The sequence below is a fragment of the Chryseobacterium piperi genome (assembly GCF_002285635.2).
Classification (GTDB): Bacteria; Bacteroidota; Bacteroidia; order Flavobacteriales; family Weeksellaceae; genus Chryseobacterium; species Chryseobacterium piperi.
Window position 1 is genome coordinate 824254 of sequence record NZ_CP023049.2, and the last position, 15597, is coordinate 839850.

Genomic DNA, 15597 nt, shown 5'->3' on the forward strand with positions numbered 1-15597 from the left:
TTAATCATCAAAGCTCTTTACACCACATAAATGACACAAAATGAAAGTACCAGAAAGAGTCACTTCAATTACTGCCTTACATAATCTTTTAAAGCTAAAAAGGCCTTTAAATCCTTTAATCAGCGTTTTTGATTTCAACGAAGTTTCTATAAGCTCCGATGCGATTCTCAGCTCTGTGACTACAGATTTTTATGTCATTGCCATTAAAAAAGATTGTGCAGGAAGATGTAAATATGGTCAGCAGTATTATGATTTTGAAGAGGGGATCATGTATTTCATAGCACCTGATCAGGTGGTACAGTTTGAAGATATTTTACTTTCTGAGGTCAGGGGCAGTGTCCTGGTCGTTCATCCTGATTTTTTTCAGGGATATCCGATAGCTTCTTCTATCAGGGATTACGGATACTTTTCATATTCTGCCAATGAAGCATTGCATCTTTCCGAAAGAGAAGAAAAGTCGATAACGGATATTGTAGATAATATCCGAAAAGAAACAGAAAATAATATGGATGTTTTTACGCAGGATCTTTTAGTTTCTAATATTGATCTTCTTTTAAAATACTGTGACCGGTTTTATAACCGTCAATTCCTGACCCGGAAAAAAGTTAATAATGACCTTCTTACCAGATTAGAGAATTTATTGGATGATTATTTTAAAAATGACAACCTGAGACTTAATGGTATCCCTTCTGTTCAGTTTTTAGCGGGAGAATTAAACATCACTCCTAATTATCTTAGTGATATGCTGCGGGTTCATACCGGGAAAACGACACAACAACATATTCAAAAAAGACTGATCGATAAAGCTAAAGAACTGCTATCCACAACATCCATGTCCGTTTCTGAAATTGCTTACCATCTGGGATTTGAGCATCCACAGTCCTTTCACCGGTTGTTTAAAAACCGGACATCCATTTCCCCCATTAGAGTTCAGACAGAATTTTAATTAAATAAAAATATCGTTGATAATTATAAATGTAAGAGGCTGTCTCAAAAGAGATAGCCTTTTTTATGCAAAAAGGAAAGCTTTCGCTTTCCTAATAGTTGCAAATTGATTAATTTGCATTGTGTTAAGTACGTCAAAAGTAGTCTTTAAAGATTACACCCCCAAAGAAAATCTGCTTTTTCCTCCCAATTTATCGGAGTTGATTGATGAGCGACATCCTGTGAAAATTGTTTCAAACATTATTGATGGCTTGGATATCAAAAGCTTAATTAAAACCTACAAACCTGGCGGAACATCTTGCTACCACCCGAAAATGCTTTTGAAAGTTTTGATTTATGGCTATTTAAGCAATATCTATTCAAGCCGCAAAATGGAGCAGGCCTTGAAAGAAAACATCCATTTTATGTGGCTCTCTGCAATGAGCCGTCCCGATCATAACACCTTAAACAGGTTCCGTAGTGAACGATTGAAAGGTGAGATTAAAGCTATTTTCACACAAATTGTTCTTCTTTTGGAAAAGGAAGGTTTGGTAAGTCTGAAAACCACTTTTGTAGATGGCACCAAGATAGAAGCCAATGCCAATCGCTATACTTTTGTTTGGGGAAGAGCTGTCAAAAAACACAAAGAAAGGATTGCAGAGCAATTAGAAGAGCTTTGGAACTATGCAGAAACAGTTGCCAAAGACGAGCTTGAAAATACAGAAAGTATTGATTTTAAAGAAGTAGATTCTGAAAAAGTAACTCAAACCATCGAAAAGATCAATGAAGTTTTGAAAGATAAAAAAGTAGCTTCAAAAGTTCGTCAGAAACTGAATTATGCTAAGAAAAACTGGGCAGATAATTTAGAGAAATATAAAAAACAGCAAGAATTATTAGAAGATAGAAATTCCTATTCCAAAACCGATACAGACGCTACTTTTATGCGAATGAAGGAGGATCATATGCGAAACGGACAACTAAAACCCGCTTACAATCTACAAATTTCTACCCATAGACAATTCATTTTACATTATTCAATTCATCCCAACCCAACAGACACCAAAACATTAGCGACTCATTTACTGGGTTTTGAAGAAAGCTATCATAAAGCTCCCAAAGAGCTTGTTGCTGATGCTGGTTATGGCTCAGAAGAAAATTACAACTTGTTAAAATCTAAGAAAATAAAAGCTTATGTTAAATATAATTACTTCAGAAAAGATCAGAAATCGGGACAAATAACCACTTCACAAAACAATCCTAAATTGGCAAAAATCAGAGAAAAGGTTTTCAAACTTCTTAATACCAGCAAGGGCATCAAACTCAGAAAACAAAGATGCCATGATGTTGAACCTGTTTTTGCAGAGCTCAAACACAACAAAAATTTTAAACGATTCATGCTTCGGGGAAAAAATAAAGTCGAGGTAGAAATCGGCATACTCGCAATTGCCCACAATCTAAAGAAAATGTCAAAAGCAGCCTAAAACAGACTGCTTTTTTGACTTATATCTTCTTTTTTCCAAGATATTTTTTTTATTCAAAATATCGAAATCTTTTTTCAATGAAATACTAAAAAGAGACTGTCCTTTTGAGACAGCCTCTTTTTTCAGGTTGTTATATCAGTGATTTTATAATGGTGATCATACTCATGATAATAACCACTACTCCAACTACAATAAACATTTTTTTTGTAGGGAGCTTTGAAGTAAGCATGGCTGAAAAAGGAGCTGTAAAAACACCACCCAGCAAAAGGCCTAAGACAATATTCCAGTGGTGAATTCCAATGGTGAAAATGAAAGTAATGGCACTAGTCAGGGTGAGTAAAAACTTGGCTACTGTAGAACTTCCTACCACATATCGGGGAATTCTGCCTTCTTTGATCAGGGTTCCGGTAACCAAAGGACCCCAGCCACCGCCGGCAAATGAGTCGATAAAACCTCCTACGAATCCCAGCACTCTCAGATTGGTTCTTTTCTTAGGTTTAGCGTGGCTGGGCTTTTTTTCCTTAAAGGCGTTTTTAAGAATATTCAATCCGAGGTATAAAGTATAGCAGGCAATGATAGGTTTTATAATATGGGCATAATATTCGCCATAATGAGAGAGTGTTAATGCTCCGATTATGGCTCCGACGATGGCCAAAGGGAATAAAACCCAGACCATTTTTTTGTTGACATTTCCTAATTTATAATGGCTGAAACTTCCGGCTGCTGTAGTGAAAGATTCTGCAGAGTGAATGCTTGCACTGACTACGGGAGGCGGAACATTAAGTAATAATAAAATGGTTGTGCATATAACCCCATAGCCCATTCCCATTGATCCGGCAACAATTTCTGCCATAAATCCCGCAAACAGCATCCAGTAAAAGATATAACCGTCTTTGCTCATAAATTCCTGAATATCACCGGAGAGGTTGAATTGGTAAATGATAATTCCCAATATTCCGAAAAGAAGTAAACCCCCTATGATTGCCAGATAGATATTGGCTCTTCGCTGGACTGTTTTTGTAATACTGATCAGCTTTTCAATTTCCAGATCCGGTTGGGAAAGACTGCCTTTTTCTTCGTGGAGATATCCTGTCGTCAGTCTGTTCAGTTCCTTCACTTTATAATTGAAATCTCCTGTTAGCTGATTGCGTATGTTCTGCATATTCTCCAATAAGGTATCCATCTCATCAGGAATGGCTTCAGTAAGTATTTCTCTTAGTCTCTTTGCTATGGTTGGAGATTTTCCGTTGGTTGAAATCGCAATTTTAAGGCTTCCTTTTTTCACAATAGAGCCTAAATAGAAATCACATAGTTCAGGCTTGTCAGCAATATTAACCAACACGTTATTTTGATGAGCATGATCCCGGATCTGTCCGGCCAATACAAGATCATTGACCGCTATCACTGCAAGATCTGTTTCTTTGAAATCATGATCATGATAAGCTCTTTCAAACAATGTTAAATTGGGATACTGATCCTGTAATAATCTGACTTCAGGAATGATTTCCTTAGCAACGAGTCTAATCGAAGTTGCGGGAGAATTCCCCAGTATTGATTCGAGCTTTTCCAGGGCAACTTTGCCACCACCGATGATGAGCAGTGACAGTTTTTCCAACTTCAGAAATATAGGATATAAGGAGTTACTCATTTGATCATAATTTTAAGTCATAGGTAAAAGCGAGATAATATAATCCTCCGATTTCAGGACCTGCGGCATATTGGAAATATCGACGGTTGAGAAGATTGGTAGCTCCAATTTTTACATTTGCATGGATTTCAGGAAGCTTCCATGTAGCTTGAGCATCTATTGTATAGTAGGCAGGGATTTTTCCTGATGCTAAAGGGCTTTCCCATAAAAAGCTGTTCTGCCATCTTGCTACAAGAGTAACCCCAATATTTTTGATAACTTCTCTGTTGCCTATACTGACGTTCGTCATCCATTTAGGAGTATTAAAAGCCGTAATAAACAGATCCGAATTGTTGTTGGATGCCAGATCATTATAAGAAACATTAACGTTAATATTGTAATTATTTACAATATTGTATCGAATGCCTAAAGAGGTTCCATAACTCTTGTAGCTATTATTACTATTGGTATATACTCTATATCGGTTTTGTTGGCTTCGATTAGCCATATCAAGTACAGCCTGATCGCTACCTACATTACCGTTTCTGGGAACTGCTACTTCTACCTGTCCAAGGAACCCTTCATAGATGTTGTAATAGAAATCCCAATCCAGTACCAGCTTATTATTAAAGAATACAGATTTATAGCCTACTTCGAATGAATTAATCTTTTCAGGTTGTAGCCTTGGTAAATTGGCTACCACTAAAAGTTGTCTGTTATCCAAAGCAGCCTGATTCTGGGTTTTTCCTCCATTTACATCAGCATTTACTGCAGAAATAAATCTATCGATAGAGGAAAGAGTATATGAGTTTTCCAAATATCCTAAGCCCTCATTCACGGTTGAAAGACCTCCTACTCTTCTTACATTTCCATTATTAACAAAGGAAAATGCTTCAAATAGTGAAGGAAAACGATATCCATTTTGGAAAGAAGCCCTGAAGTTATGTTGGTTGACAGGTGAATAGACAATACTTATTCTCGGATTTAGCTTTGCTTCAAATTCCGGATTTCTGTCTACTCGTAGAGCTGCATTAAGTTTTAATTTATCATCGAAGAAAAGTTTGGTAACCTGAGCAAAAATGCCATATTTTTGATAGGTGACATCTTTACCGAACGTGCCGTCAGGTAAAGGAGTGTTTCTTTCGTTAACAGGTCTGCTAAAATCCACGAAATTATTTCCGTCTGGAGTAATGCTGTATAAACGGTAATCTATACCCGCAAGCAAATTAAATATTTTTACCAATCTGCTAAGATCATAAGTAAGCTCACCCTGATAAAAACGGGATTTTTGTTCCAGTTTGGCTCCTCCGGTTGCCGGTGCTCCTGTAATTCCTGCATTGGCAGAATCCCAGTTATTAATCCCGATAATAGTATTCCTTAGCTGATCAAAAGCAGCTGTTCCAGGCAGGACCCTATTTTTGTCGGCTTCTTGTCTTGCGAGGATAAAAGCATCATTCAGGTTGGCTCCTGCATTAATGCTGTTTTGTAGTGACGACTGGAATATATTTCTCCAGTTGTTATTGGAAAGATTGGTCAGATCCAGATTGTCGGCCAAAGGTTTCAGATTATAGGAATCTCCGGTATTTTCTATGGATACATAAGCTCTGAATGTAAGTTCTTTACCCGTAAGTTCTACCTTATGGTTTTGAACCGTTGCATTTTGTAAACGAATTTTATTACCTCTTTGAAAAGTTCCGTCCAGTAATCCGTATCGGTACACATAAGACGTTCTCCATTGATCCCCGAAACGGTAATATAATCCTGCATCAAATTTGATGTTTTTGACTTCAGGGCTTACTAAATCTCTCTCAAAATAGCCTGTTCTTGAAACATTAAATGTAGTAGGTTTTCCATTGTAATCTACATTGACGGAAACCTTATTATTTCTTTCATCTCCATATTTGTTCCAAAGATCCTGTGCAGGATTGTTGGCTAATGGAAAATTAGGATTGGCGGTAATTGATGGATTGGCATTCTGATCGGTTTGGTTATTTGAAATCCAATCGACTCCACTAAAGTAAGAAGCGTTCACCTTGATCGCCAGATTTTTATTTAAAACTTTTGCGAATCTTATCGCGCTTTCTCCTAAAGTGCTTATTCTATAATTCACATTATCAACATGATTCACGCCACCCCGAAAATAAACACTCAGTCCTTCAGAGGTAAAAGGATCTTTGGTTTGAAGGCTGGCGAGTCCATTGATGGCATTCATTCCATACAAGGCAGAAGCGGCGCCCGGAGTGACTTCCATAGACTGAATATCCAGTTCTGTGGGACCTATTGCATTTCCTAAAGGAACTCCCAGAGTTGCCGACTGTACATCAACTCCATCTACCAATTGCATAAAACGAAAGTTATTGGGGGAATTGAATCCCCGGGAATTGGGAACCTTTAAAGTAAGGCTGGAAGTTAAAAGCTGTAACCCTTTTACATTCTCCAACGTTTCATAAAATGAAGCTGCCGGGCTTTCCCGAATGGCTCTGATATCGATTTTTTCAATAGCTATGGGGGATCTCAAGACTTTTTCCGGAACCCGGGAAGCAGAAATAACCACTTCATCGATAATGGCATTTTGCGGATTGAGTTCTACAGCTATTTTATGGGATAGTGATAATATTTCAACCGTTTGGCTGGTGAATCCCTCTTTATTGATAATAATTCTAAAGGGAACTTTAACTCTTGTTCTTATTTTAAAATTTCCCTGTTGATCAGTTAATGCAGTGTCTTCTGTATTTTCGACCTGCACCTTTACTGTGGCAATTCCTTTCTGAGTATCTGTGTTTTTGATGATTCCGCTTAACTCAATAAGCTGTTGTTGTGCTTCTGCCAGGTTAAAAAATAAAAGAGTTAATATTATGATACCTGTTTTTTGCAGAAAATATCCCTGCCTTTCGTTTTTCATTTTTTATCAATTTTAGGTTAATGGAATGGAGGCTGTTTAAACTTTTTAATAAGGGATGATTCAAGTATATTTTTAACTACAAATGATATAAGGTTTTTAACACTTTAGTTTTTTGAAAATCTTTAATTTTCTGCTTATGTGAACTTATCTATACGCTAGAATTGTGAAGTTACTTACGTGATCTTAAGTGTTAAAAAAGGCTTTTATGACTTTTGTGGTTTAAATAATTTAAACAGTTGTAATGTTAGGTTGATTGATAATCAACAACATATGCCCATTCGTTCGCCTAAAAAAAGAGGGTTCTGTTTTTTTATTTTTTCGGGATGGTAAAGAAGGTTTATCATATTTCTATTTAGTTTTTTTCTTTATGTTTTAATTTAGACTTTGCAAGTAACGGTATGAAAAGTCACCAAATGTTTCTTCTGACTGTTTTTCCTGTACATAAATTCCGAAAAGCTCATCCAGAGTTTCAAGAATCTCCTCCTCTCCTATATTTTCTTTAAACTTCGTATTGAGGCGAAGTCCTAAACGATCTCCTCCGATATGAAGGTTATATTTTCCGTAAGCAGTCCCCACAAATCCTATTTCAGCATTGGGAGATCTTCCACAGCCGTTTGGACATCCGGTCATTCTGATGGTAATATCTTCCTCCAAAAGACCATGTCTTTCTAACACGGGCTCTATTTTTGTGACTAAAGAAGGCAGATAACGTTGTGCTTCCGCTAAAGCTAACGAACAGGTGTTCAGAGCTACACAGGCTACTGAATTTTTTCGTAGCGCACTGGCTCCTTCAGTAGATCCGGAAATTCCAAATTCTTTCAGCAGAGCGTCTACTTCAGGTTTGTCTTCCTCATGGATATCAGAAAGAATCAGATTTTGGTTACAGGTAAACCGGAAGTTGGCTTTGCCGGTTTCAGCAATTTTCAATAATCCTGATTTTAATGGATAATCACTGGTTTCCAGAACTCTTCCGTGTTCTACAAATACGGTATAAAACCACTTTCCTTCATGATTTCGTATCCAGCCATAACGGTCTTTTCTTTGCTCAAACTTAAATTCTCTTGCAGGTTCAAACGCAAAGCCTGTTCTTTTCTCAACTTCGGTTCTGTATCCATCAATTCCCAGTTTATCAATCGTATATTTTAATCTGGAAAGTTTTCTATCACTTCTGTTACCGAAATCACGCTGTACCGTAATAATCTCATACACCGCTTTTAAAACTTTCTCTTCAGTATCCACAAAGCCTAATACGGAAGCTAAGCGTGCATAAGTAGCATCATTTCCGTGAGTAGCTCCCAGTCCACCTCCGGCAGCAATATTATATCCTACAATCCGGTTATCTTCAATAACGGCAATCAGTGCAATATCATTGATGAATACATCCACATCATTATTGGGTGGAAGGGCAATTCCAATTTTCAGTTTTCGGGGAAGGTAACGGTCCTGGTAGAGAGGATCTTCTTCAGCTTTTCTGTCAATGATGGATTCATTATCAATCCATATATCATAATAGGCTTTGGTCTTCGGCAGACACATTTCACTTATTTTTCCTGCCAGTTCATACGTCTGCTGATGCAATGGTGATTCGGAAGGATTTGCCGTACATGTCACATTTCTGTTAACATCACCACAAGCCGCGATCGAATCGAGATGCTTAAGATTAAAGCTCTGAATTGTTGGTCTTAAATGAGACTTTAAAATACCATGCAGCTGAATGGTTTGTCTTGTCGTTATTTTTATGGTTCCCGTAGAATGGTCTTCGGCAATTTCATTAAGGCCTGCCCATTGTTCAGCTGTTAAAAATCCTCCAGGAAGCCTCAACCTGATCATGTAAGAATAGAGCCATTCCAGTTTTTTATTGACACGCTCCTCCCGTCTGTCTCTATCATCCTGCTGGTACATTCCATGAAATTTGATAAGGGTTTGATCGTCCTCTCTTATCGATCCTGTGAAATCATCGGAAAGGCTTTCTTTTAAAGTTCCCCTAAGTCCGTTGCTTCCGGTTTTAATTCTTTCTACCGGTGAAAGGTTATCTTTATTATTGCTCATAATTGTTTTCTTTTACGATTTAATTCTGCCTTATTTAATACACATCTTTGGCGTATCTGCCATTAAGCTCCATTTCTTCGAGGTAGCTCAGGGCTTCTTCTTTACTGCGATTTCCCTGTTCGCGGATGATACTCAGGAGCGTTTTCTCTACGTCACGGCTCATCGGATCTTTAGTACCACAAACATATACCGATGCTCCCCCTTCCAGCCACTGAAATACTTCCTGAGCCTTTTGCTCCAGTTTATGCTGAACATAAATTTTTTCAGAACTATCTCTGGAAAACGCCATATCCAGCCGGGCTAATGTTCCTGTTTTCAGAAAATCCAGAATTTCTGACTGGTATAAAAAGTCGGATATAAAATTCCTGTCCCCGAAAAAGAGCCAGTTTCTTCCTTCTGCACCTTTAGCATCCCGTTCCCATAGGAATGACCTGAAAGGAGCGATTCCCGTTCCCGGACCAATCATGATGATATCTTTATCCTCCTGAGGAAGTCTGAAATGTCCGGCTTCCTGGATGTAAAATTCAAAATTCTCTCCTTCTCTAAATTCGCTGAGAAATCCACTGCATAGACCATTTTGTTTCTGATCGTCAACAAAAAATTCTGATCTGGAAACAGTGATATGTACTTCTGTATCACCATGCGCTTCCAAAGAAGAAGAAATGGAATAGAGACGTGGGGCCTGACCGGTTAAGATGCTAATAACCTGTTCAAATTCATCCGCATTTTTCACAGGATAGATCTGAAGCAGATTGAGCAGACTCAAACGGATGTCCGAAGGAATTGTATGACCTGTGATCTGAGCATATTGTGCTACGGTTGTTTTAAGCAGATAGCTGATATTTAAATACTTGATCAGGAGTTCATCTGCAGTGGCGGTCACTTTCGATGTCTCAATTCGTTTTTCCGGATCAATCCCTGTCAGGGTGATGATCTCATCTACTACACTTCTTGAATTAAAAGGAATAATTCCAAGAGCAGCGCCGGGATGATAGGAAATAGGCTCATCCGTTTCTATTTCTATGTGGTAGGTTTCTTTTTCAGAGGTAATGTCATTCAGATTAATGATGGCCGAAACCCTTCCGTTATATTTTTTTCTGCCTGCTGAAACATGCCCTGTTGAGGTATTTTTTACTGTACTTGCAGAGGTTTTATTGATTGTTTCTACTATATGTTCAATCCATCTGCCCGCCTCTTCCTCGTAATCAATATCACATTTTTTTAAAGGAATGATTCGCTGAGCGCCTAATACTTCAAAACGAAAATCTACATCTTCTCCTGTTTTACAGAATAATGGATAACTGCTGTCCCCCAATGCCAGAACCCCGAATTTAAGATTGCTGAGATTGATTTCATTTTCATGGATATAATCATAGAATTTTCTGGTAAGAAGAGGAGGATCCCCCTCTCCTTGCGTACTTATAATCACAAAGAAAAATTCCTCTTTATTCAGATCCTTAGGTTTATATTGGGAGAGATCAGCCAGCTTTACCTGGATTCCTTTTTTCTTAATAATTCCAGCCAGTGTTGTGGCCAGCTTCTTACTATTTCCTGTTTCCGTTCCATAAGCAAGGGTTATTTTCCTGGTAGTCGTCTGGCTGACGTGATTTTCCTGCTGAGGTGGCTGAGCCGTCGTCAGAGGAGCTCCGGCAAGACCTGCCAGATAACCGCTGGCCCAGATGGTTTCGTCTCTTGAAAAATCACCGGATATTTGTTTAAGGATATTAAATTTGGCTTCAGACAGCATATTCGAAAAAGTTTTGAGTTTTTGATACTAAGCTTCCATTCACAACCGATTTAAAATACAGACCTTCCTGCTCTGCATTTTTCAGCCACGAAAATTCTTTATGAAGACCAACTACTTTGCCTATGATTACCAGTGATGGAGAAGCAAAGTTTTTGTCTGCAAAATTCTTTTTAAATTCATCAAAATCAGACGTGTATACCTTTTGAAAAGGGGTTGTTGCCTGCTCAATAATGGCAATTTCCTTTTCGCGGGAAACATCCAGACTAATGAATTTCTCTACAAGTGCCATTAGATTTCCTTTAGACATATAGAACACAAGAGTATCGTTAGTGCCAGCCAGCTCCTTCCAATAGGTTTCCGTAAGAATTTCAGATTTGTAATAGGTCAGAAACCGGACTGATGTAGCGTAGCCTCTTGCAGTCAACGGTATACCCGCATAGGCTGCGGCTCCTAAAGCTGCAGTAATCCCCGGAATAATCTCAAATGAAATATGATTTTCCTTCAACGTCTGTAACTCATCAAGAATATTAGAAAATATGGAAACATCTCCCCCTTTAAGTCTTACGACAGTTTTATTCTGACGTACATAATCAACCATTAAGGTATTGATGTGTGATTGAGGAGTAGATGCTCCTTTACTGCATTCCTTGCCTACATAGATGATCTCCGTATTGCCGGGTGCATACGATTCTACAATCTCCGGGCTTACCAGACGATCACATAAGATGACATCTGCTTTACCTATTGCTTTTACTGCTTTTACCGTGATCAGATCAGGGTTGCCGGGTCCTGCACCAATAAGATAAACCATTGGTGCTGTGTTGTTTGGATTCATTTGAAAATCGGTGTTAGTGGTGAAGTTTAGAAGAGACCCTCAATAGACAGATACCTTTCACCGGTATCATAATTTACGGTCAGAATTTTAGATCCTGCCTGTATTTCAGGTAATTGTTTTGCAATAGCAGCTAAAGCTGCCCCGGTTGAAATTCCTACAAAAAGGCCTTCTTCTTTGGCTGCTTTTAAAGTATGTTGATAAGCTTCTTCTTTACCTACCGTGATCACCCCATCCAGGAGTGTTATATCCAATATGGAAGGAATAAATCCGGCACCCAGACCTTGTAAAGGATGTGGTGCAGGGCTTCCTCCGCTCAATACCGGAGATAAATCAGGTTCCACAGCAATTACTTTAACATTAGGGTATTTTTCTTTTAATACTTTTGCGATACCTGTAATATGTCCGCCGGTTCCTACACCTGTAATCACATAATCCAAACCATCAGGGAAATCATTTAAAATTTCCTGGGCTGTAGTTTCAGCGTGTACTTTAACATTGGCAGGATTATCAAACTGTCTCGGGATCCATGAATTGGGAGTTTCCTGTGCCAGCTCATTAGCTTTTTCTATGGCTCCCTTCATTCCTTTTTCCCTTGGAGTAAGAACAAATTCAGCTCCGTAGGCTTCCATAATTTTACGACGTTCAATACTCATGCTCTCAGGCATAACCAGGATAAGTTTGTATCCTTTTACAGCAGCCACTAATGATAGTCCGATACCAGTATTACCACTGGTTGGTTCGATGATGGTACTGTCTTTATTCAATAGCCCTTTGGCTTCTGCATCCTCGATCATTGCCAATGCAATTCTGTCTTTGATGCTTCCTCCGGGATTACTTTTTTCTAATTTAATCCAGATCTCGTGACCGGAACTGAAAAGCTTATTAATTTTAACGACCGGTGTATTTCCGATGGTTTCCAGTGCATTTTGAAATTTCATACCAATACAATTTTTATTTTTTGATTTTATATCACAAAGGTTAAAGATTCCGGTAATAATCCGTTATCCTTAATTTTTATTTCACTTTTGTTATAGACTAAAGAATTAGGTGGAACATCTTGGGTGATCCATACATTTCCTCCGATAATACTATCTCTGCCTACAGTTGTATTCCCTCCTAAAATAGTAGCTCCTGAATAAATAATGACATGATCTTCAATATTAGGATGCCTTTTTTGGTTGGCCTTTTCTTTAGAGACATTCAATGCTCCCAGGGTAACTCCCTGATAAATTTTGACATGATTGCCGATAACTGCCGTTTCTCCAATCACAATTCCGGTTCCATGATCGATGAAAAAAGATTTGCCGATCACTGCTCCCGGATGAATATCAATTCCTGTCCTGCTGTGTGCATATTCTGAAATTACACGCGGCAATATTTTAATTTCCTGATTCCATAGCTGATGCGAGACACGGTATACATAAGTGGCAAAATATCCGGGATATGCAAGAAGTATTTCTTCCTGTGAATCTGAGGCAGGATCAAACTCTAATATAGATTTTGCATCCAGCACCAGCTGATCATAGATTTCAGGTAAAGCATCAAAAAAGCTGTCAGTCTGTACTTCTGCCAGGTCTCTGTCTCCGGTAATGGTATAGATCAGGTCAAAGAGAATCTGATTCAGTTCAGAAAACTCCTTTTCCAGTTGATCTGCATTGCCTGCATTTTGGGACAGAAAAAGAACGTCGTACAGTGTAGTAACAAAAACTTCGGCTTTTACTTTATCAAAGAACCTATGGGCTGTATTCTGCCTGCTGCTGCCAATTCTTTCAATTAAATAATGGAAAGCTTTCATATCCTATTGAATTATGCATGCTGCTACAGTGGAGTTTGATGTTTCATCCACCAAAATTGCAGATCCTGTTTTCTTATTATTAATAAATCTATCATAAACCAGAGGCTGTGCTGTCCGTAAAGTGACCTTTACAATTTCATTAAGCTTGATTTCACCTTCTGCTTTTTCCTGTATAAGGGTATTCACATTGATCTTATAATCCACTTCTTTTACTACTGCCTTTACCAGTCTGCTGTTTTGTTGCAGTAAATATTTGTTGCCTGGCTGCAATGATTTCTGATCGAGCCAGCACAAAAGAACTTCCAGATCTTTTTCGACGGTTGGAACCTGTTCTTCGGTGGTAAAAAGATCACCTCTACTGATATCCAGGTCATGGGTTGTGTGAATCACTGCTGGCTGTCCTTCCACTGCCAGATCCTGTTCTGTTCCATTGATTTCTATTTTAGCAATTTCGGTTGTTAAGCCCGCCGGAAGTATATGAATTTTGTCTCCTTTCCTGAATTGTCCGCTTAGTATTTGTCCGGCATATCCCCTGTAATCATGTAGCTCCTCTGTTTGAGGGCGAATCACATACTGAACCTGAAAACGGCTGCCGGTATTCAGTTCTTCATGAAGGGTAACCTGTTCCAGGTATTCCAATAGAGAGCTTCCTTCATACCAATCTGTTTGAGATGACACGGAAACAATATTATCTCCTTTAAGCGCTGAAATAGGAAAATAACTTACATCTTTCAGGCCGAGACTATCAGCAATCTTTGCGTAATCCGCTTTTATGGTTTCAAAAACCTCTTTTGAATACTCTACCATATCCATTTTATTGATAGCTACAGCAACTTTTTTGAGCTGTAGTAAAGATGCTATAATAGAATGTCGTCTCGTCTGCTCGATGACTCCTTTACGGGCATCGATAAGAATGACCATCAGGTCGGAATTGGAAGCACCGGTAATCATGTTACGGGTATACTGTACATGGCCGGGTGCATCAGCAATAATGAATTTTCTTTTGGGTGTTGAAAAATACCGGTAAGCCACATCAATGGTAATTCCCTGTTCTCTTTCAGCCCTTAAACCATCTGTTAAAAGTGCCAGATCGACACCGTCTTCATTTTTGTTTTTAGAATGCTTTTCGAGTACTTCCAGCTGATCCTGTAAAATACTTTTGCTATCGTATAGCAGTCGTCCGATAAGAGTACTTTTACCATCATCTACGCTTCCTGCTGTTATAAATCTTAAAATATCCATCCGTTGTTTATTATGAGTAATAAGTAATGGGTGATGTGTAATACGGTCAATTTCATTACTTATTGCCTATTATTCATTTTTATTTATTAAAAATAGCCTCCTTTTTTTCGGTCTTCCATTGCTGCTTCCGTTACCCTGTCATCGATTCTGGTTTCTCCACGTTCAGAAATTCTGGTAGCAAGAATTTCTTCGATAACACCATCTATGGTAGCTGCTTCAGACTCTACGGCTACGGTACAGGTCATATCTCCTACTGTACGGTAACGTATTTTTTTTATGGCTACTACATCGTTGGCTTCCAGGGAAGCATGTTGAGAATTGGCAATCCATTGCCCGTTCAGGTCTACTACTTCGCGGTCATGAGAGAAGTATATGGAAGGTAATGCGATCTTTTCCTTGCGGATATAGTTCCAGATATCAAGTTCGGTCCAGTTGCTTATCGGAAATACTCTGACATTCTCCCCTTTCTGAATCTTTCCATTGAAAATATTCCATAATTCCGGGCGTTGTAATTTTGGATCCCATTGTCCGAACTCGTCTCTTACAGAAAATATTCTTTCTTTTGCGCGGGCCTTTTCCTCATCCCTACGTGCACCTCCGATACAGGCATCGAATTCAAATTCTTCAATAGTATCTAATAAGGTATAGGTCTGCAACCAGTTTCGGCTGGGAAATTTACCTTTTGGTTCCGTGAGTTTTCTTTTTGCGATCGTATCTTCTACTTTGCGTACGACTAAATCTACTTCCAGCTGCTGTACAAGCTGATCTCTGAAGCCCAGAACTTCCTGAAAATTGTGTCCGGTATCTACATGAACAAAAGTAAAAGGAATCCGTCCATGGCGAAATGCTTTAGAAGCAAGGTGTGCCAACACAATGCTGTCTTTTCCACCGCTGAATAAAAGTGCAGGCCGTTCAAACTGCCCCGCTACTTCTCTTAATATGTAGATTGATTCGGATTCTAACTGATCCAGATAATTTAAGTGATATACTGACAT

The 15597-nt window shown here is 38.6% G+C and carries 10 protein-coding genes and 1 pseudogene; 2 read left to right on the top strand and 9 right to left on the bottom strand.

Features of this window, described 5'->3' with window-relative positions; genetic code table 11:
* Nucleotides 1-40 precede the first annotated feature (40 nt).
* Together CJF12_RS03700 and CJF12_RS03705 are read left to right on the top strand one after the other, a co-directional pair.
* Nucleotides 41-950: pseudogene (locus tag CJF12_RS03700) on the top strand (helix-turn-helix domain-containing protein).
* 117 nt (nucleotides 951-1067) lie between these two features.
* Nucleotides 1068-2405, top strand: a complete 1338-nt coding sequence (locus CJF12_RS03705; protein ID WP_095591034.1) for an IS1182 family transposase — start codon at nucleotides 1068-1070, stop codon at nucleotides 2403-2405.
* A 130-nt stretch (nucleotides 2406-2535) separates the two neighbouring features.
* On the opposite strand, the gene CJF12_RS03710 is transcribed toward CJF12_RS03705, so the two are convergent.
* From CJF12_RS03710 to cysD, 9 genes are all read right to left on the bottom strand, one after another.
* Entirely contained in the window at nucleotides 2536-4053 is a 1518-nt protein-coding gene (locus tag CJF12_RS03710; protein ID WP_034687903.1) for a TSUP family transporter, read from the bottom strand.
* 4 nt (nucleotides 4054-4057) lie between these two features.
* On the bottom strand, nucleotides 4058-6934 hold the full coding sequence (locus CJF12_RS03715) for a TonB-dependent receptor (protein WP_034687901.1): 2877 nt from the start codon (nucleotides 6932-6934) through the stop codon (nucleotides 4058-4060).
* Nucleotides 6935-7306: 372 nt separating this feature from the next.
* Nucleotides 7307-8983, bottom strand: coding sequence for an NADPH-dependent assimilatory sulfite reductase hemoprotein subunit (locus tag CJF12_RS03720; protein ID WP_034687898.1), 1677 nt, complete (start codon nucleotides 8981-8983; stop codon nucleotides 7307-7309).
* 34 nt (nucleotides 8984-9017) lie between these two features.
* On the bottom strand, nucleotides 9018-10730 hold the full coding sequence (locus CJF12_RS03725) for a diflavin oxidoreductase (RefSeq protein ID WP_034687896.1): 1713 nt from the start codon (nucleotides 10728-10730) through the stop codon (nucleotides 9018-9020).
* A complete protein-coding gene (gene cobA / locus CJF12_RS03730; RefSeq protein ID WP_034687894.1) occupies nucleotides 10720-11565 on the bottom strand; it encodes a uroporphyrinogen-III C-methyltransferase in 846 nt (281 codons plus the stop codon). The genes CJF12_RS03725 and cobA overlap by 11 nt, the downstream gene beginning before the upstream one ends.
* Before the next feature lie 26 nt (nucleotides 11566-11591).
* A complete protein-coding gene (cysK, locus tag CJF12_RS03735) occupies nucleotides 11592-12503 on the bottom strand; it encodes a cysteine synthase A (RefSeq protein ID WP_034687892.1) in 912 nt (303 codons plus the stop codon).
* A 26-nt stretch (nucleotides 12504-12529) separates the two neighbouring features.
* Entirely contained in the window at nucleotides 12530-13360 is an 831-nt protein-coding gene (epsC, locus tag CJF12_RS03740) for a serine O-acetyltransferase EpsC (RefSeq protein ID WP_034687890.1), read from the bottom strand.
* A 3-nt stretch (nucleotides 13361-13363) separates the two neighbouring features.
* Complete coding sequence (locus tag CJF12_RS03745) at nucleotides 13364-14602, bottom strand: sulfate adenylyltransferase subunit 1 (RefSeq protein ID WP_034687888.1); 1239 nt, start codon at nucleotides 14600-14602, stop codon at nucleotides 13364-13366.
* An 86-nt stretch (nucleotides 14603-14688) separates the two neighbouring features.
* On the bottom strand, nucleotides 14689-15597 hold the full coding sequence (gene cysD, locus CJF12_RS03750) for a sulfate adenylyltransferase subunit CysD (protein WP_034687886.1): 909 nt from the start codon (nucleotides 15595-15597) through the stop codon (nucleotides 14689-14691).